Annotated in this window: 15 protein-coding genes and 1 pseudogene; 10 read left to right on the top strand and 6 right to left on the bottom strand. The window is 40.1% G+C overall.

Translation table 11 applies throughout. The annotated features are described in order from the left end of the window. Window positions 1-145 precede the first annotated feature (145 nt). The 3 genes and pseudogenes from I6F40_RS00275 (at window position 146) to I6F40_RS00265 (ending at window position 7138) form a co-directional block, all read left to right on the top strand. A complete protein-coding gene (locus I6F40_RS00275) occupies window positions 146-3616 on the top strand; it encodes a TonB-dependent receptor (protein WP_165741745.1) in 3471 nt (1156 codons plus the stop codon). 547 nt (window positions 3617-4163) lie between these two features. Then, the gene (locus I6F40_RS00270; protein WP_197192320.1) at window positions 4164-6527 is read left to right on the top strand and encodes an alkaline phosphatase D family protein; all 2364 of its coding nucleotides are present in this window, start codon (window positions 4164-4166) and stop codon (window positions 6525-6527) included. A 114-nt stretch (window positions 6528-6641) separates the two neighbouring features. Continuing rightward, a pseudogene (locus tag I6F40_RS00265) lies at window positions 6642-7138 on the top strand (helix-turn-helix domain-containing protein). 70 nt (window positions 7139-7208) lie between these two features. On the opposite strand, the gene I6F40_RS00260 reads toward I6F40_RS00265, so the two are convergent. After that, window positions 7209-9161: a CRTAC1 family protein gene (locus tag I6F40_RS00260; protein WP_197112186.1), complete on the bottom strand. Its 1953-nt coding sequence runs from the start codon at window positions 9159-9161 to the stop codon at window positions 7209-7211. Window positions 9162-9451: 290 nt separating this feature from the next. Between I6F40_RS00260 and I6F40_RS00255 the strand changes: the two genes are divergently transcribed. The 3 genes from I6F40_RS00255 to aldA are packed head-to-tail and all read left to right on the top strand — an operon-like array spanning window position 9452 to window position 12723. Continuing rightward, window positions 9452-10474, top strand: coding sequence for a zinc-dependent alcohol dehydrogenase (locus I6F40_RS00255; protein WP_166110889.1), 1023 nt, complete (start codon window positions 9452-9454; stop codon window positions 10472-10474). A 31-nt stretch (window positions 10475-10505) separates the two neighbouring features. Continuing rightward, on the top strand, window positions 10506-11270 hold the full coding sequence (locus I6F40_RS00250; protein WP_033012689.1) for a 2,5-didehydro-3-deoxy-L-galactonate 5-reductase: 765 nt from the start codon (window positions 10506-10508) through the stop codon (window positions 11268-11270). Window positions 11271-11274: 4 nt separating this feature from the next. Further along, entirely contained in the window at window positions 11275-12723 is a 1449-nt protein-coding gene (gene aldA, locus I6F40_RS00245) for an aldehyde dehydrogenase (protein ID WP_197112190.1), read from the top strand. Between the two features lie 72 nt (window positions 12724-12795). On the opposite strand, the gene yfaE is transcribed toward aldA, so the two are convergent. From yfaE to ubiG, 5 genes are all read right to left on the bottom strand, one after another. Further along, on the bottom strand, window positions 12796-13068 hold the full coding sequence (gene yfaE, locus I6F40_RS00240) for a class I ribonucleotide reductase maintenance protein YfaE (protein ID WP_197112192.1): 273 nt from the start codon (window positions 13066-13068) through the stop codon (window positions 12796-12798). Next, a complete protein-coding gene (gene nrdB, locus I6F40_RS00235; RefSeq protein WP_197192319.1) occupies window positions 13068-14198 on the bottom strand; it encodes a class Ia ribonucleoside-diphosphate reductase subunit beta in 1131 nt (376 codons plus the stop codon). Before nrdB ends, yfaE begins: the two co-directional genes overlap by 1 nt. 65 nt (window positions 14199-14263) lie before the next feature. Beyond that, complete coding sequence (nrdA, locus tag I6F40_RS00230) at window positions 14264-16546, bottom strand: class 1a ribonucleoside-diphosphate reductase subunit alpha (RefSeq protein ID WP_010552863.1); 2283 nt, start codon at window positions 16544-16546, stop codon at window positions 14264-14266. Window positions 16547-16954: 408 nt separating this feature from the next. After that, the gene (locus tag I6F40_RS00225; protein WP_197192318.1) at window positions 16955-17635 is read right to left on the bottom strand and encodes an HAD family hydrolase; all 681 of its coding nucleotides are present in this window, start codon (window positions 17633-17635) and stop codon (window positions 16955-16957) included. Then, window positions 17635-18345 (bottom strand): bifunctional 2-polyprenyl-6-hydroxyphenol methylase/3-demethylubiquinol 3-O-methyltransferase UbiG, encoded by a 711-nt coding sequence (ubiG, locus tag I6F40_RS00220; protein ID WP_008171708.1) that lies wholly within the window; start codon window positions 18343-18345, stop codon window positions 17635-17637. Before ubiG ends, I6F40_RS00225 begins: the two co-directional genes overlap by 1 nt. A gap of 176 nt (window positions 18346-18521) precedes the next feature. Here ubiG and gyrA point away from each other — a divergent pair, with 176 nt between their 5' ends. From gyrA to cmk, 4 genes are all read left to right on the top strand, one after another. Then, a complete protein-coding gene (gyrA, locus tag I6F40_RS00215) occupies window positions 18522-21221 on the top strand; it encodes a DNA topoisomerase (ATP-hydrolyzing) subunit A (RefSeq protein WP_007583046.1) in 2700 nt (899 codons plus the stop codon). A 158-nt stretch (window positions 21222-21379) separates the two neighbouring features. Next, a complete protein-coding gene (gene serC, locus I6F40_RS00210) occupies window positions 21380-22462 on the top strand; it encodes a 3-phosphoserine/phosphohydroxythreonine transaminase (protein ID WP_197192317.1) in 1083 nt (360 codons plus the stop codon). Further along, window positions 22462-23739, top strand: a complete 1278-nt coding sequence (gene aroA, locus I6F40_RS00205) for a 3-phosphoshikimate 1-carboxyvinyltransferase (RefSeq protein ID WP_197192316.1) — start codon at window positions 22462-22464, stop codon at window positions 23737-23739. Before serC ends, aroA begins: the two co-directional genes overlap by 1 nt. Before the next feature lie 106 nt (window positions 23740-23845). Further along, window positions 23846-24556, top strand: a complete 711-nt coding sequence (gene cmk, locus I6F40_RS00200) for a (d)CMP kinase (RefSeq protein WP_007583052.1) — start codon at window positions 23846-23848, stop codon at window positions 24554-24556. Window positions 24557-24589 lie beyond the last annotated feature (33 nt).

The following is a 24589-nucleotide window of genomic DNA, read 5'->3' as shown; positions in this document are numbered from 1 at the left end:
AATTTAATGCTTACGCATTAAGTTGGTTTTTTATAATCAAATAAATATTGTTAACAAAATACAGTTGACAATTGTTTGGTTATTATATTATTGTTTACAAAAGATTAACCTGACAACATAATAATACCTTAGAAAGGGAACACACATGACAATCATCAACAAAGCGTTCAAGTTGAGCGCGATTACAGCTGCAGTACTTGCAACACAATTGGTTTACGCCAAGCAAGACGAAAGCACACAAGAAAAACCGAAAGTAGAAGCCGATATTGAAATAATTGAAGTCAGCGGGTTAGCCGCCAGTCTCAAAAAATCTATTAATGATAAGCGTTTTGCTGAAAACGTTGTTGATTCGATTAACGCGGAAGATATAGGTAAGTCTACCGATCAAAATATTGCTGATGCGCTTTCGCGTGTAACTGGTGTATCAGTACAATCCGTTGATGGTGAAGGTGCACGAATATCTGTGCGTGGTGCTAACTCACAACAAAACAATATTAGCATGAATGGTGTGCAATTAGGTTCTACAGGTTTTAGCCAAGGCGTAGACTTATCGCAGTATTCATCCGATATTTTATCTAAAATTGAAGTGGTAAAAACACCGAGTGCAGATCATGAAGAGGGTTCGCTAGGCGCAAATATCAATCTTTCGACTACAAAGCCGCTTGATTTAAATTATGAAATTTCCACTATGACTTTAGAAGGTAGGTACAACGATTTATCTGATAAAGAAAATTATAAAATATCGGGTACGATGTCGAAAAAGCTTTTTGACGATACCTTTGGCGTGGTTTTTACTGCAGTTAAAGAGACTAACGAATACCGAAAAGACCAATACTCTGCTACAGAGTGGACAGCAGTTCAGTCGCCTTTAGCAACAGATACAAATGGCAACGTTGTTGAAAATGCGGTAGGTATTACACCTCGTTTAGTTAATTATCAGCTTTTTGATAGTCAAAATGACCGCACCAGTATTAACTTAGGTTTGCAGTGGCGAGCAAGTGAAAACACAGAGTTTAACTTTAACGCAAACCTTGCAAAACAAGATGTTAATAACTCAATGCATGGTATTAATACGCGCTCAATGGAAACTAAAAACTTAGTTGAAGGTGAAGACCCAGGCCTTTCTGGCGTGACAGCTAAATTTACTGATCCTGAAGCTAGCTGGCGTACAATCGATTTAAAAACGAATACATTTACTAAATTTATCAACCGCTTTGGTAACGGTGGTTTAGTGCAGTCAGAAGGTGAATTTGAAAATAAAAACCAAGTTTACTCACTTGATATGAATCACGGTTTTAGTGACTCATTTTCGATGGAAGCTGGCGTTGGGTACTCTAAAACGCAGCAAATACCAGAAAACTCAGTGTACGTTGCACTGCAAAATTTTGCCAATATTAGTGCATGGAGCTTAGTAAATGTGCCACCAGAGGATATGGAGCCTGTTGGTTATGACTGTACAGCAGGCGGTCCGTGTAAATTAGTTACAGGCACCGGCTTAATTGATTACGGCGAAAACGACACTTTTGGTGACCCAACAAATCTATGGGATAACTACAGCACCACGGGATTTAATCCGGATGAGCTAAAAGCGCAGCATTTATCGTACATGGGCAGAACCCTCAACGAAGTCGAAGATGAACAAAAATCGCTCTTTGTCGATTTTGATTACGTGCTTGACACAAGCTATGTACGCTCAATTGAATTTGGTGCAAAATGGTCAAAACGTACAAAATATGTAGATGCTCAGCAAGGTGCCTTTAATAGTGTAGGCGAGGGGGTTGTAGTTATAAACCCTGCAACAGGCCAACCTGCAGTACTTGGTAGCGGTTTAAGAGATATTTCTGGTGATTTAATAACCAACGGTGAAGGGTTTCCTGTTGACGATTTTATGGCTGATTTAGGTTATGGCCGCGACAATGTAACCGATGGGTGGAATCGATTTTCGGCTTTTAAAGCATTTGAAGTAGCTTTAGGGAGTCCAGAAGTTGCTTTTGCCACAGACGATTCAAACACTCGCAATACAGAGCTAGATAACTTAGCATTTTACACCAAGCTAAATTTTGAATTAGCAGATGGACGTGTTACAGGTGATGTGGGTGTGCGTTATGTAAAAACGACTGTAGAAGTGCAAGGTGCATCGGGTGTACAGTTTGCATTTGACCCTTCAAATAATGCTCGTTTAATGGACCCATTTAAATTAGCAGAGTTGCGTGATACTAGCTTACCACTGTGTGCTGCAACGCAATTTTATGGTGCAGATTACAACGAAGAAATACGCTGGTCGAGAACCGATGGTCTAGGCTACGACACAAAAGGCACTATTGATAAATCAGACGATGTGGCTATTCCTGCTCAAGGCGCGTGTCATGATCCTAACGCTGTACGTGGTAATCCAAATGAATCTGAGTGGTGGTTATGGCGCCATTCTGATGTATCAACCGAAAAAAACTGGATATATGGCGAGCGTAAATTTGATGCAAATGGAAACTTATTACCAACAGAAGACAGAAGCTTACGCTCGTTTGCAGTAACTGGTGAGCACGACTACGATTTGTTTTTACCCAGTATCAATATTAACTACTTGCAAAGTGAAGACACCATTATTCGTTTTGCAGCATCTAAAACAATGGCTCGTCCACAAATAGATTCACTACGTCCTGGTTTTAAAGTAAGAGAAACACAATGGGGCGGTGAAAACCGTAACAACTCAATTACGCTTACCAATCCTAAACTCGATCCACTTGAATCAATAAACCTTGATTTATCATATGAATGGTATTTCAACGATTCGGGATTATTAGCAGCATCATTATTTTATAAAGACATGACAAACTTTGAAGAGTCTGAAACGATTGTTACCTACATGGATGACCTACGTGGAGTGGGACTCGAAGAGGGCGAATCTTATAACCCAGACGATTTAGTACTTATTGCAGGCCAAGATAGCTTAGAAAAATGTATGCCTAAGCGTTTTCAAGGTGGCCAGGATTATCAAAAAGAGTGGATGTATTCGGGCGACTTAGAGCAAATGTGTGCCAAATTTAACACCACCCGAATTAAAAATGGTAAAGGGGCAAGTATTAAAGGGTTAGAGCTTCAATACATGCAAACCTACGATAACTTACCGGGTATTTGGTCCGGCCTTGGCTTGCAGGCTAACTATACATATCAAGACAGTAAGTACGATCAAGAAGTATCATCGATTGATAATAATGTAAAAATTCCTTCATTGGCGGTTGCCTATACGCCAGAGCATAGCTACAACGTAACGGGTTTTTGGGAAAAAGATGGTCATCAATTACGTCTATCTTACCAAGGGACAACCGATCAGCTAGTACAACGCTCATGGGAAAACGGATCGCTGTGGGAAGAGGGACGTAAAACGCTCGACTTTTCTGCAAGTTATAAAGTAAATAACTACATGACGGTATCACTACAAGTTGCCAATGTAACCGACGAAGGCGTAAGACAATACTTTACCAGTCGTTTCTTAAATGCTGGTGGCCAAACGTTTTCTGAAGGCAGCCCGCTTGAAGGCGATGCAACTAAATCACGTACTGTTTACGCATATAAAACAGGCCGGACATTGAGACTTAATACCCGTATTAATTTCTAAATTTTTAATCTAATAAAAAGCCCGCAGCATTTCTGCGGGCTTTTTGGCTTTTGTTACTTGTCTCGTCCTGAAATGTGTTTACACATTTAGGACTTATTATGACCAAGTCAAATAATACACCGATTAAAAGAACACACCGATTAAAAGAACACACGAGATTATTCATTAGGCTTTAAATTGCAAGTTGTCGACGCTGTAGAAAAAGGCGATATGACTTATAAACAAGCCCAAAAAATTTATTAACTGAAAGTGGAGAATCTATCTCATTTTAGAAATTGTTACTGTAGTTTTCTCATAGTGGGAAGCTCTAATCGGTTATCTAAACAAAGCTTTATATAGGGCGGGTTAAGAAAACTATCTGCAATAATACCTTTTTATAACAAGCTAGCTAAAATATTTAGTGTCTAGGTAAACATCTCTGATAATACTTGCAATTAACTTTTATCAATTTGTAACCGTTTTTAGAAAAAAAAAATGCTGATCTTTAGTAAAAAATCAAATATAGTTTGTTTACTGTTAACAATATTTGATTTGTGAGATTAAAACTATGAACAAAAACATATCTCGTCGTTCAGTCCTCAAAATGCTTGCTGCTGGTGTTGCTGCTACAGGAATTTCTGGTTGCACTAGCAGTTTTGGGACAGTGGCTTCAACAACTACCCGCGGTACTAAATCTCATCATGATAATTGGTATAAAACGTATGATAGAGTATGGCTTGGAAAACAATATTGGGCTAATCCAATGGAGGATTGGCGCGTAGTTAATGGTGCTGCTGAATGTAGAAGTAGAGGTGGTAATCGTAGTGTTCATTCACTCACTCACCAAATAGCGCATCTTGACCAATCTTTTACAATGTCGGTGCAAGTGTCTCGCTTAGAGCAAAACAGCAACGATGGTGGCGCGGGTATTCGTCTTGGTGCTAAAAGTGAATTAAATGAATACCGTAGTAATTGTTTTGTACAGCAGGGTTATGACCTTGGTATTAAAAACAACGATTTAGTGTTAGGCAATAACACCGTGCCTATATCGATTCCGATAGAGGATCAAGCTGTTACTTTAACGCTGACTGGAACACCTCAATCAGGTGCCATGGCTTTAGAGTTAACGGCTAGTTTAACGTCGTCAGGAAAAGTGATAGGTACTCTCACTCATTTGGCTGCAGCCACTGAATTATTAGGCAATGTGGCGTTGGTGAGTAACTTTTCGATTCCATCCGTCACATATGAAAATGCACCTGAAGACAAGTTGGGCGCACGATATAAATTTAGTAATTGGACCATGCAAGGTGAAGCATTTTCAGTAATAGATGAACAAGCGTTTGGTCCGATACTTTGGACTATGTATTCGTTAAACGATACATTGAGTGATGAAGGCTTTGTGATGAAGTTGAGTGCTTACACAGGGCCTATAGGTGAACAAGATAATCAGCAAATAGAACTACAAATACAGCGTGATGATCAGTGGCTCGCTATTGATTCGCAAGTCATAGACCATGATGGCTGGTTGGCGACCTTTCGTATTGCTAATTGGGATGAAACACGCGATACGCCTTTTCGGGTTGTATACCGTGAAAAACACACAGATGGTACACAAACCCCAGATATATATTCAGGGATTATAAAAGCGAACCCAGCGAGTGAAAAATTACGAATGGCCGCGCTCACGTGTCAAAATGATTATGGTTTTCCGTACCAACCTGTTGCTCAAAATGTCGAAAAACTAAACCCCGATTTGGTGTTCTTTTCTGGTGATCAAATTTATGAAAGTCATGGCGGATTTGGTGTAATTCGTACTCCAGATAATTTAGCGATTTTAAATTACTTACGCAAATTCTATCAGTTTGGCTTGGCTTTCAAAGAGGTAATGCGTAATCAACCGACAATTTGTTTGCCCGATGATCATGATGTACTCCAAGGTAATTTGTGGGGGGAAGGTGGTGCAAGGATGGAAAACATTTCCAAAGACCCTTCAGCAAGTGCATTAGGTGGTTATATTGATTCTGCACGCGTGATAAATATGATACATAAAACCACTCTCAACCATAATCCAGATCCTTATGATCCAACGCCAACTAATGGTATTAGCTCGTATTATGGCACTATGCTATATGGCGGTGTCGGTTTTGCGATTCTTGCCGACAGACAATGGAAAAGTGGCCCAGAGCGTATTAATGTTGCGGTTGGCGAAACGGGACAAGATGAAGACCCACTTTTTTATAATCCTATATTCAATCCCCCCGGCTTAGACCTGTTAGGAAACCGCCAAGAGAACTTTCTTATAAAGTGGGGTAATGATTGGCGTGGGCATAAATTAAAAGCGGTATTAAGTCAAACGGTGTTTGCTGCTATTTCTACTCATCAGCCCCTACCTGATCGCTTCTTGAAATATGATTTTGATTCGAGTGGTTGGCCTGCATCTGCACGTAACCGTGCAATTGACGCAATGCGTGACTCTATGGCGTTACATATTTGTGGAGATACCCATTTAGGTTCTTTATCGCAATATGGCGTAAACCAGCAAAGAGATAGCAATTGGGCTTTTTGTACGCCAGCTATTTCTGCCGGTTGGCCAAGATGGTGGAAACCTGATTCGATGAGCATGCCTTACCAAAACCGGCCAGCACACGGCCTTGGCGAAACTGGCGAATATAATGACACTTTCGGTAATAAGATTTATGTCTATGCGGTAGGAAATCCACAGGTTGGTAAATCCAGTAATCGTTATGTAAAGGCACATGAGAAAGGGAGTGGTTTTGGCTTTATTACATTTGATTCTGAAAAGCTGACATACACAATGGAAGCATATAAGTTTTTAATAGATATAGCCGATGGTAAAGCAAGTAATCAGTATCCAGGATGGCCAGTAACTATTCATCAACAAGAGAATAAAGGCAAAAATATATTAAGTTAACTTATATGTATTAGTTCAGACAATATCTGACAATTCAACTTGAAAAAGTGAGAGTTACCCGTTTTGATAAAGGTGTCGAATCTTTAAATCAAAACAAACAAAAAGGTAACTCTCATGTTGCACACTAACAACCCAACCATAAAACACAAAGCCGGTTTACTTAACCTTGCTGAAGAACTAGGCAATGTATCAAGAGCCTGTAAAGTCATGGGCGTATCACGAGATACATTTTATCGTTATCAAGAACTCGTTAATGAGGGGGGATTGATGCGTTAATCGAAAAGAACCACCGTACACTAAATATAAAGAATCGCGTTGACGAAGAAACAGAGCAAGCCGTCATTAAATATGCAGTTGACTATCCTGCTCACGGCCATCATAGAAGCAGCAATGAGCTTCGTAAATTAGGCGTGTTTTTTTCAGGTAGTGGTGTTCGTTCAATTGTTAGCTATACGCTTAAGGAAGAACTATAAAAAGATCTGGACGAATGGATGGATTACTACAACAATGATCGGACTCATCAAGGGAAAGTATGTTGCGGTCGAACACCACTTAAAACATCACTGGATGGAAAAACGGTTTGGGCAGAAAATAATTTAGCTCAAATCTAAACTAACAGTCATCATTAGAAAAATGGGTAACTGTCAGATCAAGCCTGAGCTAGTACATATTAAACAGGACTTACTTAAATTCTCCCACTTTTATTAGTGAGTCTACCTTAACATTAGTGAGCGTTTTTTGGCTGCCATCTCGCCATGTAATTACAACTGATGAAAGCGTATCAGCTTGTGCTAATCCAAAATGCACAATATTAAGTAAGCTTTGCGAGTGAGTAGCACTTTGTGAGCCAATAACTTGATATTGGTTCGCAGTTGCTGTTTTAATTTGTACTTTTGCACCATACGGATCAACCCCACTTTTTGAGTATCCAACTCTAATAAGGGTGAAGTGGGCGTGACTTAACTCAGTGGTATTTTTATATAAATGCCATTGGCCGTTATCTTCATCTCCGCTTAGTAGGTCGAGTTTTCCATCTAGGTTAAAGTCAAATGCGGCTCCCATATCGCCGTGTGAGTCTAAGCCACGTTCGGTATCAGCGTTGTGAGTGATTGTTGCTTTAAATTTGTAATCACCTTGGTTAATGAGTAAAACATCAGCAACTCGCTCTTTTAGTTCGCCAAAGCGATAGACCATAAAGTCTATTTTTGTGTCGTTATTAAAATCGCCGGGTACAACTCCCCAGTTATTACTGTTTGTTAATGCTGATAATTTAGATGAAATATCAACCAGCTTACCATTATCGTTACGTAGTAATACATCAGGAAGGGCGAGATTTTGTGGTTGCCAATCGCTTTGATAGTTTTTTACATTTTTGAATGATGCGCGTACATCCCATGCAAGGTTGTCGGTAAGTACCCATTCCACTCGCCATTTATTATTCCCTAAATACCCAATGTACCAGCCGGTTTTATCAAGCTTAGTTGGAAACCCTTGCGCTTTTTTCTGGCTAATGGTGGTGTTTTTACTAGGTGTATTTATTAGTTCTTTTTTCTCACCTATGTATACATCCATTTGGCTTAATAGCTTGGCACGCGGGAAGTGATAAAAGTCACTTAGTATAAGACTTCCTGAGTTTGTGTTGTCGGTAATGAGTGTTATGCCATCGTGGCTTTTATTACCTTCATCACGCAGGTCTAGCCGTTTGCTGCCTTTATTAAACGATAGACTGTTATTAGCGATAGCGTAGCTTAGCTTTCCGCGAGCAAGGTAGTAGTCCATATCGCCGTCGTTATCTATATCAGCTTGTGCAACTGCGAGCGTGCCTTTGTAGGCTTCACTATTTGCACCTAATAGATCTTTAGTAACATTGGCAAAGGTAAAGTCGTTATTACCTTGATAAATAGTTAAATCGTTGTATCCATCAAAAGCAAAAATATCGAGTATGTCATCGTTATTGTAATCGGTTAATAATACACGCTCGGCTTTTATATTTTCAAAAGTAGCTGATGGGTGATAAGTAAACTTTCCATTACCGAGATTTTCAAAAATGATATTGCGTGGTGAGTTTTCGTGAATTAATTTTTCGGCGTTTACTTGTATAAAATCAAGATCACCATCGGCATCTACATCAACCCAGCGCACAGAGCGCCCGCGAGCCCCCATTTTAGATAAGCCAGCTTCAACAGTTTTATCTTCAAATTTACCATTATTGTTCTTAAGTAGTCGCTGGGGTTGAGGTGTGGTGCCATTTCCACCGCCTAGTGCAATAAGTACATCGAGATCGCCATCGTTGTCGTAATCACCGGCCGACATACCGTGTAGATCTGCTCGTGGAAAAATATCGTTTTGTAGTGTGTATGTGCCATCTCCATTTGCCATAAATAAACGAATAGGGGTGGTGTCGTGATTTGTTAGCAGCAGATCATAATGACCATCACTGTTTATATCGGCAATGGTAGGGCCGCCATACTTCCAGTTTTTTTGTGTTATTAAGCCTGCTTGTTCAGACACATCAGAAAATACAACGTTATTACTTGTTTGGCTACTGGGCGTTTGTGTGTTTTGGCTGCATCCCGCTAAGCTTATAGCGCTAATTATCAGTAAGCTAAGAATTGATTTTTTGTTTTTAATCACTATAGTCCCTCTTTATATTGTGTTAATTGTTGACAATATAGGTTGAAAGTAAAACATACAAGTAAATTTTATTACTCAAGCCTTAATGTTTTTAACAGGCCCGCTTTACTGCTCTGAAGTTATATTAAATATTAAGAGTGGCTTTACAAACAACATACCTAGGTGTAAATTGTTAACAATAAACCATATTGAGGTGTGATAGTTCACTTTGATATTCCTCGTATCGGCATTGTTTTAATGATGCATTACTTGGTTACTATTTAATTAAACATTCTTGAAGGTATAAAAATATGCAAGCTGCACAATATATAGGCAACAAGTCATTTAACATTGTTGAAGGCACATCTATTAAACCTAAAGCGGGTGAGATTAGATTGAGTGTTGGATACGTTGGGATTTGCGGTACTGATATGCACATATACCATGGTGTGATGGATCAACGAGTGTCTATTCCGCAAACAATTGGCCATGAAATATCAGGTGTTGTTGCAGAAATAGGTGAAGGCGTTGAAGGCTTTGCTGTAGGGGAAAACGTGGTAGTACGCCCATTAGATTGGTGTGGCGATTGTCCTACGTGTAATGCGGGGCATACGCATATTTGTCAAAATTTAAAGTTTATGGGTATAGATACACCAGGTGCTTTTCAGTCAAGCTGGACAGTTAAAGCGCGTACTTTGCATAAATTACCAGAAGGCGTTGATTTAAAGCAAGGTGCATTAATAGAGCCTTTATCGGTTGCGTGCCATGATGTACGACGCTCGCGCTTACAAGCGGGTGAGAAAGTGGTTGTACTTGGTGGCGGGCCAATTGGGCAATTAGTTGCTGCGGTTGCTAAAAGTGTTGGTGCAGAAGTACTCGTGTCTGAGCCTAACAAAAGCCGCCGTGCTTTTGCCGATGAGCTAGGTGTTAAATCGGTTAATCCCATTGAAGAAGATTTAGCTGCCTATGTAGACAGTTGGACACAAACAAAAGGTGCAGATGTTGTATTTGAAGTATCAGGCGTAAAACCCGCAATAGAGGCTATGACCGAAATAGCAGGGCGTCGGGGTCGTATAGTAATGGTGGCCATTCACAGTGTTAAACCTGAAATAGATTTATTTCAATTCTTTTGGAAAGAGTTGGAGTTATTAGGTGCACGTGTATACGAAGCGGCCGATTTTGATTGGGCTATCGAATTAATTTCATCGGGCCAAATAGATCTTAAACCTTTCATTAGTTCGGTTAGTTCGTTAACTGATATTGGTAGTGCATTTGCGAGTATGGATGGAAATCCAGAAGGCATGAAAGCGCTTGTTGAATGTAATCCACAATAATAAAAATTATAAAGGTATGAAAATGAATCAGATGCTAGAAAAATTTAGCTTAGAAGGCAAAGTAGCCTTAGTTACAGGTTGTAAGCGCGGTATTGGTAAAGGTATTGCACTAGGTTTAGCGCAGGCTGGCGCTGATATTATTGGTGTATCTGCAAGCTTAGAGCTTGAAGGCTCAGAAGTAGAAAAAGAAGTTAAAGCCCTTGGCCGAAACTTTAAAGCCTACCAATGTGATTTTGGTGATCGTGATGCGCTTTATTCTTTTATTAATGATGTAAAAAGTGATTTTTCAAAAATTGATATTTTAGTTAATAATGCAGGTACAATCCTACGTGCTCCTGCGGCTGAGCATGGTGATGATTTATGGGATAAAGTGATTGAAGTTAACTTAAATGCTCAATTTATTTTAAGCCGCGAAATAGGCAAACAAATGATAGAACATGGCGAGGGTAAAGTTATTTTTACAGCTTCTTTGCTTACCTTTCAAGGTGGTATTACAGTACCAGGTTACGCAGCTAGTAAAGGTGCTATTGGGCAATTGGTTATGGCGCTTTCAAATGAATGGGCTGGCAAAGGCATTAATGTAAATGCCATTGCGCCAGGTTACATTGATACCGATAACACTGAAGCATTACGCAATGACAAAGAGCGTAATGCAGCCATCTTAGCGCGCATTCCACAAGGTCGATGGGGAAATCCTGAAGACTTTAAAGGGCCCGCAGTGTTCTTGGCTTCTGAGGCTGCTAGTTATGTAAACGGCGCTATTTTATTGGTTGATGGCGGATGGATGGGGAGATAGTACAATGAACTTTCATAATAATGTGAATTTTATAAATGGTGAATATGTCGCTTCTAAAGTAAGTGGCACCATTGAAATATTAAGCCCATCTACGGGTAAAAAAATTGGTGAAATACCAAAAGGCTGTATAGAAGATGCGCAGTATGCACTTGAGTCAGCGAATGTAGGCCAGAAAAAGTGGGCTAAATTGACAGCTCGCACACGTCAAAATATATTGCGCGTGTTTGCTAATAAAATTCGTGAAAATAAAGATATTCTTGCACCAATGCTTGTTGCAGAGCAAGGTAAATTGCTATCAGTTGCACAAATGGAAGTCGACGTAACAGCGACTTTTATTGACTATGCATGCGACCATGCACTTACTATTGAAGGCGATATTTTACCTTCAGATAACGAAGATGAAAAAATATACATTCATAAAGTGCCACGTGGCGTAGTTGTTGGTATTACTGCGTGGAATTTTCCGCTGGCATTGGCTGGTCGTAAAATTGGACCTGCGTTGATTACAGGTAACTCTATTGTATTAAAACCTACCCAAGAAACACCTTTAGCAACCACCGAGCTGGGTCGTTTAGCAAACGAAGCGGGGATTCCTGCTGGCGTGCTAAACGTTATTAATGGATCAGGTTCTGTTGTTGGCCAAGCATTGTGTGAAAGCCCAATTACTAAAATGATCACCATGACAGGCTCTACTGCTGCAGGTAAGCAAATTTATAAAACTAGCGCAGAATATATGACGCCTGTAATGCTTGAACTTGGCGGTAAAGCCCCGATGGTTGTTATGGCAGATGCCGACCTTGATGAGGCTGTTGAAGGTGCGCTTTGGGGTCGCTTTGCTAACTGCGGGCAAGTATGCACCTGTGTTGAGCGTTTATATGTTCAAGAGTCTGTGTACGATGCGTTTATGGCTAAATTTATACCAGCTGTAAAAGCACTTCGTGTTGGGGATCCTATGAACCCAGATACACAAATGGGTCCTAAATGTAATCAACGTGAAATAGACAACATTGATCACATAGTTCAACAAAGTATACAACAAGGCGCTTCTGTCGCCACTGGTGGTAAAGTTGCTTCTGTTGAGGGTTTCGAAGGTGGTTGTTGGTACGAACCAACGTTACTTGTAGACGTTAAGCAAGATAACATTGCAGTGCACGAAGAAACTTTTGGGCCAGTACTCCCAATTGTCAAAGTTAAAGATATGGATCAAGCGATTAAATACTGTAACGACAGTATTTATGGCTTAAGCGCTTATATATTTACGCAAAACTTTTCAGATATTAATAAAGCAATTAACGAGTTAGAAGTGGGTGAAGTTTATGTTAACCGTGGTATGGGTGAGCAGCATCAAGGTTTTCATAATGGCTGGAAACAGAGCGGCTTTGGCGGCGAAGATGGTAAATTTGGTTTAGAGCAATATCTAGAGAAGAAAACCGTTTATTTGAAAGAAAAATAAAACTTAGCCGTAATGCACCTTAAGAAAAAAGCCAATAACGTTTTCATTATTGGCTTTTTATTTGTCAGAAAATTACTTTAAATTAATACTTACGTTGCCATTGGGTTTACAGCAGCACAGGAGTATTTCGCCTTCGCGCACAAACGCAAGTGGCTCTTCGTTATATTCAACACTACCTGACACTAACGTTGCTCTACAGGCGCCGCAGTAACCTTCGCGGCATTGGAATGCAACGTCTATTTTCATGGATTCTAAGCACTGTAGAAGAGAAGGGCAGCCAGCGGTAAATTCTATACACTGGCTGTTTTCTGCAAGCGTTACACTTGCAGTGATTCTGTCACTCATTATAAATCAAAGTCACCAAATTGTGAGGCATCAACTTGAGAGTCTATTTGACCAACAAGGTATGAACTGATTTCTGCTTCTTGCGGCGCTACTTGCACGTTATCAGACACTAACCACGAGTTTATCCATGGGATAGGGTTACTGTTATTTTCAAACTGTGCTGGCAAGCCAATGGCAGTCATACGTGCATTAGTAATGTATTCAACGTACTGACATAAAATATGTTTATTTAAGCCAATCATTGAACCATCTTTAAATAAATACTCAGCCCACTCTTTTTCTTGCTCTGCAGCATCAACAAACATTTTAATCGCTTCGTCGCGGCACTGGGCTGCAACAATCGCCATTTCTGGGTCATCTTTGCCATCTTGCATAATATTTAAAATATGCTGCGTACCCGAAAGGTGAAGTGCTTCGTCGCGTGCAATTAATTTAATTATTTTAGCGTTACCTTCCATCAGTTCACGCTCAGCAAATGCAAACGAACATGCAAAGCTCACATAAAAGCGAATGGCTTCTAAAATATTTACCGACATCATTGCAAGGTAAAGTTTCTTTTTAAGCTCAAATAAATTAACGATAACTGTTTTGCCATTAATCTCGTGTTTGCCTTCGCCGTATAAATTGTAAAGCGATACAGAGTTAATTAAATCATCATAGTATTTAGTTACGGCATCGGCACGTTCGCTAATTTTATCGTTGCTAACAATGTCATCAAAAATAAGTTCAGGTGCTTGTGTTACGTTACGGATAATATGTGTGTATGAACGGCTGTGAATCGTTTCACTAAATGCCCACGTTTCTATCCATGTTTCAAGCTCTGGTAGCGATACAATGGGAAGTAGGGCCACGTTTGGCGAGCGACCTTGCACACTATCAAGTAGAGTTTGGTATTTTAGGTTACTTAAAAATATATGCTTTTCGTGATCGGGTAACGCTTGAAAGTCTAAACGGTCTTTACTTACATCTACTTCCTCAGGACGCCAAAAGAAAGACAGTTGCTTCTCGATTAATTTTTCAAAAATAGGGTATTTTTGTTGGTCGTAACGAGATACGTTTACAGTTTGGCCAAAAAACATTGGCTCTTGCATTTGGTTATTATGGTTTCGGCTAAAAGTAGTATAAGACATGTTTATCACTCAAAAAACTATCAGAAAAAGCGGGCTTAATGCCCGCTTAAAATAAAAATCAGCAGTTATATTTTACACGCGCCGCCTTCACAATCATCATCTTCCACTTCTGGAGTATCTTCTTGCATATCTGAGGCACCATCACGAGTATTGTGGTAGTACAAGGTTTTAACACCTAGTTTGTACGCGCTTAGTAAGTCTTTTAATAAGACTTGCATAGGTACTTTACCGCCTTCGAACTTGTTTGGATCATAATTTGTATTTGCAGAAATTGTTTGGTCTACAAATTTTTGCATTATACCAACAAGCTGCAAGTAACCATCGTTTGATGGAATGTCCCACAGTAGCTCGTATTGATCTTTTAAACGCTCATACTCAGGAACAACTTGCTTTAAAATACCGTCTTTACTTGCTTTAACGCTAATATGTCCACGTGGTGGTTCAATACCATTTGTTGCATTAGAGATTTGCGACGATGTTTCTGATGGCATTAACGCACTTAGTGTTGAGTTACGCATACCGTGCTCTTTAATATTTGCACGTAGTGTATCCCAATCAAGATGAAGTGGCTCATCACAAATTTTATCTAAATCACGTTTGTACGTATCTGTTGGCATAATGCCTTGTGAATACGTTGTTTCGTTAAACTTAGGACAGGCACCACGCTCTTTAGCAAGCTCGTTTGATGCTTTCATCAAGTAGTATTGAATAGCTTCAAAGGTTTTATGTGTTAATGCATTTGCGCTGCCATCTGAATAACGTTTACCGTTTTTAGCTAGGTAGTATGCGTAGTTAATCACGCCTATACCTAACGTTCGACGACCCATAGTTGCATTTTTAGCAGCCGGTACTGGGTAGTCTTGGAAATCAAGTAAGTTATCAAGTGCGCGTACTGCAAGTTCAGCTAGCTCTTCAAGCTCATCAAGTGATTCTATTGCACCTAAGTTAAACGCAGACAGTGTACAAAGGGCAATTTCGCCTTCTTCGTCATTTACGTTATTAAGTGGCTTAGTTGGCAATGCAATTTCTAAACATAAGTTAGATTGGCGAATAGGCGCAACTTTAGCAATGAACGGGCTGTGTGTATTACAGTGATCCACATTTTGTAAATAAATACGACCTGTACTTGCACGCTCTTGCGCAAACATAGAGAAAAGCTCAATGGCTTTAATGCGTTTTTTACGAATCGATTCGTCTTGTTCGTATTTTACGTAAAGCGCGTCAAACTCAGCTTGGTCTTCAAAAAATGCATCGTAAAGGCCTGGCACATCTGATGGGCTAAATAACGTAATGTAGTCGTCTTTAATTAAACGAGAGTACATTAGTTTATTAAACTGTACGCCGTAATCTAGGTGACGAACGCGGTTGTCGTCTACACCACGGTTATTTTTAAGTACAAGTAGGTTCTCTACTTCTAAATGCCAAAGCGGGTAGAACAATGTTGCAGCGCCGCCACGTACACCACCTTGCGAACAACTTTTAACAGCTGTTTGAAAGTGCTTATAAAAAGGAATACAACCTGTGTGGTACGCTTCGCCGTTACGAATATGGCTACCTAGCGCACGAATACGACCAGCATTAATACCAATACCTGCGCGTTGTGAAACGTATTTAACAATAGCTGACGACGTTGCATTGATTGAATCAAGGCTATCGCCACATTCAATTAATACACACGAGCTAAACTGGCGAGTAGGTGTACGTACACCCGACATAATTGGCGTTGGTAGAGATATTTTAAATAACGATACTGCGTCGTAAAAGCGCTTAATGTAAGAAACGCGTGTTTCACGTGGGTAGTCAGAGAATAAGCTCGCTGCTACTAAAATATATAAAAACTGTGCACTTTCGTAGATTTCACCCGATACACGGTTTTGAACGAGATACTTACCTTCAAGCTGTTTTACAGCCGCGTAGCTAAAGTTAAGATCGCGAGAATGATCAAGGTATGCATCAAGCTCGTCTAATTCTTGCTCTGTGTAATCTACTAATAAGTGAGCATCGTAGCGTTTATCGCCAACCATTTTTGTTACGTGGTCAAATAAACGTGGTGGCTCAAATTGACCGTACGCTTTTTTACGTAAATGGAATACAGCTAAACGTGCAGCTAAGTATTGATAATCAGGCGATTCTTTTGAAATCTGATCCGCTGCTGCTTTAATGATGGTTTCGTGAATGTCTTTAGTACGAATACCGTCGTAAAACTGAATGTGCGATTTTAATTCAACTTGCGAAACCGAAACGTTGCTTAAACCTTCGGCGGCCCATTCAATAACGCGATGGATCTTATCCAGATCAAGAGGCTCTTTGCGCCCGTCACGTTTGCTTACAGATAACTGTTGGTTCATTTGCCTGTATTCCTTGGGAATTATGTATTTTGACCAATGCTTTATGCCTCGCCGAAGCAAGGTACATACTCATTTATTATAGGTTTCACCGTATTGGCGAATTTAATTGAATAACATTTGGCCACAATATCTGGTGTTGTTCAATTTAGAGATCACAAGATAGTGTGGTCTGAGTTGTTTTGCAAGGGACATAATTGCCCCTGTTTGTGGATAACTTTGGGATAACGCATTTGTGTTAGTAGACACTCACCTTCGAACAATCATTTAAGTTGAAATATGCAAAAATCAACTAATGATCTGCTAAATTTACTCATTTTAAAAATAAATTTTGACTGCTTTTTTTATCAGCAAGCTTTGTGTGAAAACTAACACAATCACAATATATAGTGTTTAATAATTAACATAGCACTATATATGGTTAAAACCATCAATTGGGCTTTGCCAGTTAAAATCAGCATTCCAGCTGTTGGCTTCATCAATACTTGGGATGTAACCCCAAAGTGCCGTTGCGGTATGCATACCTGCCGCTTTGCCTGCTTGTATGTCACGCTGTGCATCACCAATGTATAAACAACGGCTTGGTTCTACCTGCATAAGCTTTGCACAATGTAGCAGTGGTAAAGGTGATGGCTTAGCTTCAGCTAATGTGTCGCCACTTATTACTACACTGGCATTTTTTAATGCGGGAATAGCTGCCACTAAAGGATCGGTTAAAAACTCTGGTTTATTAGTCATGATCCCCCATTTGATCTTTTTCTGATCAAGGGCGATAAGTAACGATTCAACTCCGTTGAAGCAACGAGTGTGATTTACTATGTTTGTGGCGTACTCGTCAACTAATTGCTTTATAAGCTCGCTTTGGGGTTGTTTAGCCCATAATTCTTTAAAACCAGCCTCTAATAATGCGCCTGCGCCGTTAGATGCGGCAGGACGGTATATATCACTACTAACAGGTTTTATTTTATTGCTAATAAGAACTGCGTTTAAAGCGGCACCTAAATCATCAGCGGTGTCGAGTAGGGTGCCGTCTAAATCAAATAAAAATGCATCGTATTCAATAAGGGGTAGGGGGGCTTGAGAGTTAGCCATTAAGCTAACTTCTCAAAATAAAGTATGTAATTTACGCTAACGTCACTATTGAGCGTATATTGCTTTGATAGTGGGTTATAAGAAAGCCCTGTACTTGCACGAACTTTTAAACCGGCTTGCTCTGCCCATGCAATAAGCTGTGCAGGCTTTATAAACTTTTTATGGTCGTGTGTACCTTCAGGCACCATTTTTAAGAGTTTTTCAGCGCCAACAATCGCGTATAAATATGCTTTAGGTGTTTTGTTCAGGGTTGAAAAAAACACGTCCGCGCCTGGTTTGGCAAGTGCAGCTACAGCATGAATGATAGATGCTGGGTCGGGAACGTGCTCAAGCATTTCCATACACGTTATTACATCAAAGCGCTCAGGGTACTGTGTTGCAAACTCTTCTGCAGGCACTTTTATATAATCTACATTTACGCCAGTTTCTAAACTGTGCAACTTAGCAACAGTTAAAGGTTCTTGGCCCATATCGATGCCAGTTACTTTTGCACCCATACGCGCCATGCTTTGGCTTAAAATACCGCCGCCACAGCCAACGTCGAGTGTTTCTTTATCGAATAAGCCTTGCGTTTTGTTTGCTATAAAGTCTAAACGTAACGGGTTAATTTCGTGAAGAGGTTTGAATTCTCCGTCTAGGTCCCACCAACGCTCAGCGATGGCTTCAAATTTTGCTATTTCTGCGTGATCTACATTTTGATGTTCGGTCATAAAATACTTCCTCGTCAATCTGAGGCCATTATATAGGGCTAAATTGATAAATCGCAAAGTTTTGCGCCTGTAAATTAAAATTAATTGTGATAGCATGGCTGTTAGAAATAATAACAATACTCTTAATACCCAATACCGGGTTGTTGAGAGCTGATACTGAAGGAATGTGATATCAAATGACTGATCTCGCCAATGAAATTCTGCCAGTCAATATTGAAGACGAGTTAAAAAACTCCTACTTAGATTACGCAATGAGCGTAATAGTAGGACGTGCATTACCAGACGTACGTGACGGTTTAAAACCTGTTCACCGCCGCGTTTTGTTTGCAATGAACGAGCTTAGTAATGACTGGAACAAGCCTTACAAAAAATCGGCCCGTGTGGTCGGTGACGTAATCGGTAAATACCACCCACACGGCGACAGTGCAGTTTATGACACGATAGTTCGTATGGCTCAGCCATTCTCACTACGTTATATGCTTGTAGATGGCCAAGGTAACTTCGGTTCGGTTGATGGTGATTCAGCAGCGGCAATGCGTTATACAGAAGTACGTATGGCAAAAATGTCGCATGAGTTATTAGCCGATCTTGAAAAAGAAACGGTTGATTTCGTTCCTAACTACGACGGCACTGAGTTCATCCCTGACGTGTTACCTACGAAAGTCCCTAATTTATTAGTGAATGGTTCGTCGGGTATTGCAGTAGGTATGGCTACAAATATACCACCACATAACCTAACTGAAGTTGTGAACGGTTGTTTGGCACTTATTCAAAATCCTGATTTAACTATTTTAGAGTTAATGGATTATATCCCTGGTCCTGATTTCCCAACGGCTGCAATTATCAACGGTAAAAAAGGCATTGAACAAGCCTATTTAACTGGCCGTGGTAAAGTGTACATGCGTGCACGCGCCGACGTCGAAACCGATGAAAAAACAGGCCGTGAAACAATCATCGTTCACGAAATTCCTTATCAAGTTAATAAAGCCCGTTTAATTGAAAAAATTGCTGAGCTTGTTAAAGATAAGAAAATTGAAGGTATTAGTGCACTACGTGATGAATCAGATAAAGACGGTATGCGTATCGTTATTGAAATTAAACGTGGTGACGTAGGCGAAGTTATTTTAAACAACTTGTATTCACAAACTCAGTTACAAACTGTGTTTGGTATGAATATGGTTGCATTAATTAACAACCAACCTAAGTGTTTTAATCTAAAAGAAATGCTTGAAGAGTTTATTATTCACCGCCGTGAAGTAGTAACTCGTCGTACCGTGTTTGATTTACGCAAAGCGCGTGACCGTGCTCATACGCTTGAAGGTTTAGCAATTGCGCTTGCAAACATTGACCCAATTATCGAGCTTATTCGTAAATCACCTACACCTGCTGAAGCTAAAATTGCTTTAACTGCACGTCCGTGGGAATTAGGTCATGTACAAGGTATGCTTGAAAAAGCAGGCGAAGATAATGTAGCCCGTCCAGATTGGCTTGCTGATGATTTAGGTATTCGCGACGGTCAATACTATATTTCTGAGCAACAAGCTCAAGCAATTCTAGATTTGCGTTTACACAAGTTGACTGGTCTTGAACACGAAAAAATCTTAACTGAATATCAAGCGTTATTAGAGTTAATTGCTGAGCTACTTTATATTTTGGCAACACCTGAGCGTTTAATGGAAGTTATTCGTGACGAACTAGTTGAAATTAAAGCGCAGTATGGCGACGAACGTCGTACTGAGATTAATGCAGCGGCTCACGATATCAGCCTTGAAGACTTAATTACCGAAGAAAACGTTGTTGTAACGCTTTCTCACGAAGGGTATGTGAAGTATCAGGCATTGTCTGATTACGAAGCACAGCGTCGTGGTGGTAAAGGTAAGTCAGCAACGAAGATGAAAGATGAAGATTTCATTGAACGTCTGTTAGTTGCAAATACACACGATACTATTTTATGTTTCTCTACGGCCGGTCGTTTATATTGGCTTAAAGTGTATCAGTTACCACTAGCAAGTCGTGCAGCGCGCGGTAAGCCAATTGTTAACTTGTTACCACTTGAAGCTGATGAACGTATTACTGCTATATTGCCAGTACGCGAGTACGCAGAAGATAAATATATCTTTATGGCAACTGCATTCGGTACAGTTAAGAAAACACCATTAACGGCTTACAGTCGTCAACGTGCAAGCGGTATTATTGCTGTTAACTTAAATGATGGCGATAGCTTGATTGGTGTTGATATTACCGATGGTAGCAACGAAATTATGTTGTTCACTGATGCAGGTAAAGTTGTACGCTTCAAAGAAGCTGAAGAAACAACAGTTGTTGATGAAAACGGTAACCCAGTATTAGACGAAGAAGGTAACCCTGAGATTCGCTTCAAAGGTGTTCGCCCAATGGGTCGTACCGCTACAGGTGTTCGTGGTATTAAAATGCCAGACGAGCAACGCGTAGTATCGTTAATTGTACCAAAAACTGACGGTGCTATTCTAACGGTAACTGAAAATGGTTACGGTAAGCGTACACAACTTGAAGATTACCCATCTAAGAGCCGTGCAACACAAGGTGTTGTATCAATTAAGGTGAGTGAACGTAACGGTGCTGTTGTTGGTGCTGTGCAAGTTGATGACAACGATGAAATAATGATTATTTCGAATCGTGGTACCTTAGTACGAACTCGCGTTAATGAAGTTTCAACGGTTGGACGTAACACACAAGGTGTTATTTTGATCAGAACTATTGACGGAGAGCAAGTAGTTGGTTTACAACGTATAGAAGAGATTGAAGTTACAGAAAGTGACTTAATTGATATTGAAGACGTTGAAACAGTAGATACGGTTATTGATGAAGTAGCGGATGATAATCCTCCTTCAGAATAATTGATATTGAAAAAGCGGCCTTGGCCGCTTTTTTTAATGTTGTTGAAAAAAATTAATAGGGTGTGAAATTATATTCATTCATTAAATTTTAAAGGTTTAGCGGATTGGTATTAAATGTTCATGCTTAGTAGTTAAATTACTGGAATGAGGCAAAGGTAATGAGTAAATATAATTTTTGTGCGGGGCCAGCTATGCTTCCGCAAGCGGTTATGAAAAAAGCGCAAAAAGAGTTTCTAGATTGGCAAGACCTAGGTGTGTCTGTGATGGAGATTAGCCATCGTAGTAAAGAGTTTTTAGCGCTTACAGCTAAATGTGAAGCCAGTCTTCGTCGCCTAATGAATATTAGTGATGAATTTGAAGTGCTGTTTATGCATGGTGGTGGTCGTGGCCAGTTTAGTGCTGTGCCATTAAACTTACACCAAGAAGGCAAAACAGCGTTTTATTGCGAGAATGGCGTATGGTCGAAAAGCGCCAGAGATGAAGCGAATAAGTTTACTCAAACGTCTTTTACGGATGTCCGTAATGATGCTGATGGTGAGTTGTCAATTAAAGACGTTGCTGACTGGGAATTGCCAGAAGACGCTGCGTACATCCACTATTGCCCTAATGAAACTGTCGATGGCTTAGAGATTTTTGATGTACCAAGCCACCCAACAGCTCCGATTATTGCTGATATGTCTTCAACTATTTTATCGCGTGAGATTGACGTTAATAAATTTGATTTGATTTACGCTGGTGCGCAAAAAAATATCGGTCCATCGGGCATATCAATTGTTATTGTTCGTAAAGCATTACTTGAGCGCGAAGGTTTGCCAAAGCCCGGTATTTTAGATTACGCACTTGAAGCAAAGCAGGGCAGTATGTTTAATACCCCACCTACCTTTGCATGGTATTTAGCGGCTGAAGTATTTGAATGGCTTGAAAGCAATGGTGGGGTAAAAGCCATGGAAGCACAAAATATTGCTAAAGCAAATTTACTGTATGATTTTATCGATAACTCAGATTTTTATTCAAATATAGTCGCTAAACATTGCCGCTCACGCATGAATGTTCCATTTTGGTTAAACGATGAAAGCTTAAATAGCAAATTTGTTGCTCAATCAAACGAGGCCGGTTTACTTGCACTTGAAGGTCACAGAATTGTGGGCGGTATGCGCGCAAGTATTTATAACGCTATGCCTCTTGAAGGTGTTCAAGCACTTGTAGATTTTATGGCTGCATTTGCAAAGGAGCACAGCTAATGGAGCAGCTCCGTTTAGAACCTATTTCTAAAGTAAATGGCACGGTAACCCTACCAGGTTCAAAGAGTCTATCGAACAGAATTTTATTATTAGCAGCACTGGCAAACGGTACCACCGTTGTAGAGAACTTACTTGATAGTGACGATATACGCCATATGCTGGGTGCTTTAAAGTTATTAGGTGTAAATGTAACTTTAAATGATGAACACACTGTAGCGACCGTAGAGGGAGTTGGTGGTGTGTTTAATACACCTACTGAGCCCTTGTTTTTAGGTAATGCGGGTACTGCTTACAGACCTTTAACGGCTGTACTTGCTGCCGTTGCTGGTGAGTATGAGCTAATAGGCGAGCCACGTATGGAAGAGCGTCCGATAGGGCATTTAGTTGATGCTCTACAAGCGCTTGGTGGTGATGTTACCTATACAAAACACAAAGACTATCCACCACTTAAAATTGTAGGTGGTCAAATAAAAGGTGGTGAGGTTGAAATTGACGGTAGTATTTCAAGTCAATTTTTAACGGCTCTATTAATGGCAGCGCCATTATTTAGCGGTGATACAACGATAACGATTAAAGGTACTTTAGTATCTAAACCTTATATTGATATTACGCTTGATGTAATGGCACGTTTTGGTGTTAGTGTTGAACACAGTGATTATGCAACTTTTAAAGTTAAAGGTGGTCAACAGTATCAATCACTCGAACAAATTATGGTTGAAGGCGATGCATCTTCTGCTTCTTACTTTGTTGCTGCGGCTGCAATTGCTGGCGGCGAGATTGAAATTAAAGGCGTGGGTGCTAAATCAGTTCAAGGTGATATAGGCTTTGCTAAAGTAATGGAGCAAGTAGGCGCAAAAATCGATTGGTATGATGAGCGTTTAGTTGTTCGCAAAGGCGAATTAAAAGGCGTAGATATTGACGCTAATGCAATTCCTGATGCTGCTATGACCCTTGCAACTGTTGCTCTTTTCGCTAAAGGCCCAACTGCCATTCGTAACATTTATAACTGGCGAGTAAAAGAAACAGACCGTTTATATGCGATGGCAACTGAGCTTAGAAAGGTAGGGGCAGAAGTGGTAGAAGGGCATGACTTTATAGAAATTACACCGCCTAAACACTTCAACGATGTAGCAATAGACACTTACGACGATCACCGTATAGCCATGTGTTTTGCAATGGTTGCCGTTGGTGGAAAGCCAATAACGATTAATGATCCAAAGTGTACCTATAAAACATTTCCTACATTTTTCAATGTTTTAGCGTCAGTCAGTGAATAAGCTAATTAGAAGTAATTACAAAAGTTACACACTAATAGCAGATATATTTTAATAACTGACGTATAATGTCGCGGTTTATTTAGGTGTGCATTGCAGGAGGTTTTAAATGCAGGCGTTATTAATGCCCGTGATCACCGTTGATGGCCCAAGTGGTTCAGGTAAAGGAACTGTTTGTCGCTTGTTAGCCGACAAGTTAGGGTGGGATGTATTAGATAGCGGTGCGATTTATCGCGTTTTATCTTTAGCTGCACTTCATCACCAAATTGCATTAGACAATGAAGAAGGGCTTGTCCCTCTTGCTGCAAATTTAGATGTGCAGTTTTTGGTAGATAGCCAAACTAATGCAGGAAAAGTTATTTTAGAAGGCGAAGATGTAACCACTACTATTCGTAATGAAGAAGTAGGCGCTGCAGCATCAAAAGTTGCAGCATTACCTCGCGTTCGTGAAGCGTTATTACGTCGCCAGCGTGCATTTCGCACTGAAAACGGCTTAATTGCCGATGGCCGTGATATGGGCACTGTGGTTTTTCAAGATGCGCCGTTAAAAATATATTTAACAGCAAGTGCAGAAGAGCGTGCTCGTAGACGCTTTGTTGAGTTGAATACGCGCGGTCTTGATGTTACACTAAGTGGTCTATTACAGGACATTCAAGCTCGTGACGAGCGCGATATGAATCGTGCCGTTGCTCCGCTTGTACCTGCAGATGATGCTATTGAGCTTGATACTAGCGAACTCAATGCACAGCAAGTGTTTGATAAGGTAATAACTTTATTGGATATTGCAATCTCTGAAGGTAAGCTTCCTAAACGAAGCTAAACACATTTTATGCGCCAGCAGGATGCCAGTGCT

The organism is Pseudoalteromonas sp. SWXJ133 (assembly GCF_015864365.1).
GTDB classification, from domain to species: Bacteria; Pseudomonadota; Gammaproteobacteria; order Enterobacterales; family Alteromonadaceae; genus Pseudoalteromonas; species Pseudoalteromonas arctica.
Note: the sequence above shows the minus strand (reverse complement) of the source record. Positions and strands in the feature narration are given on the sequence as shown.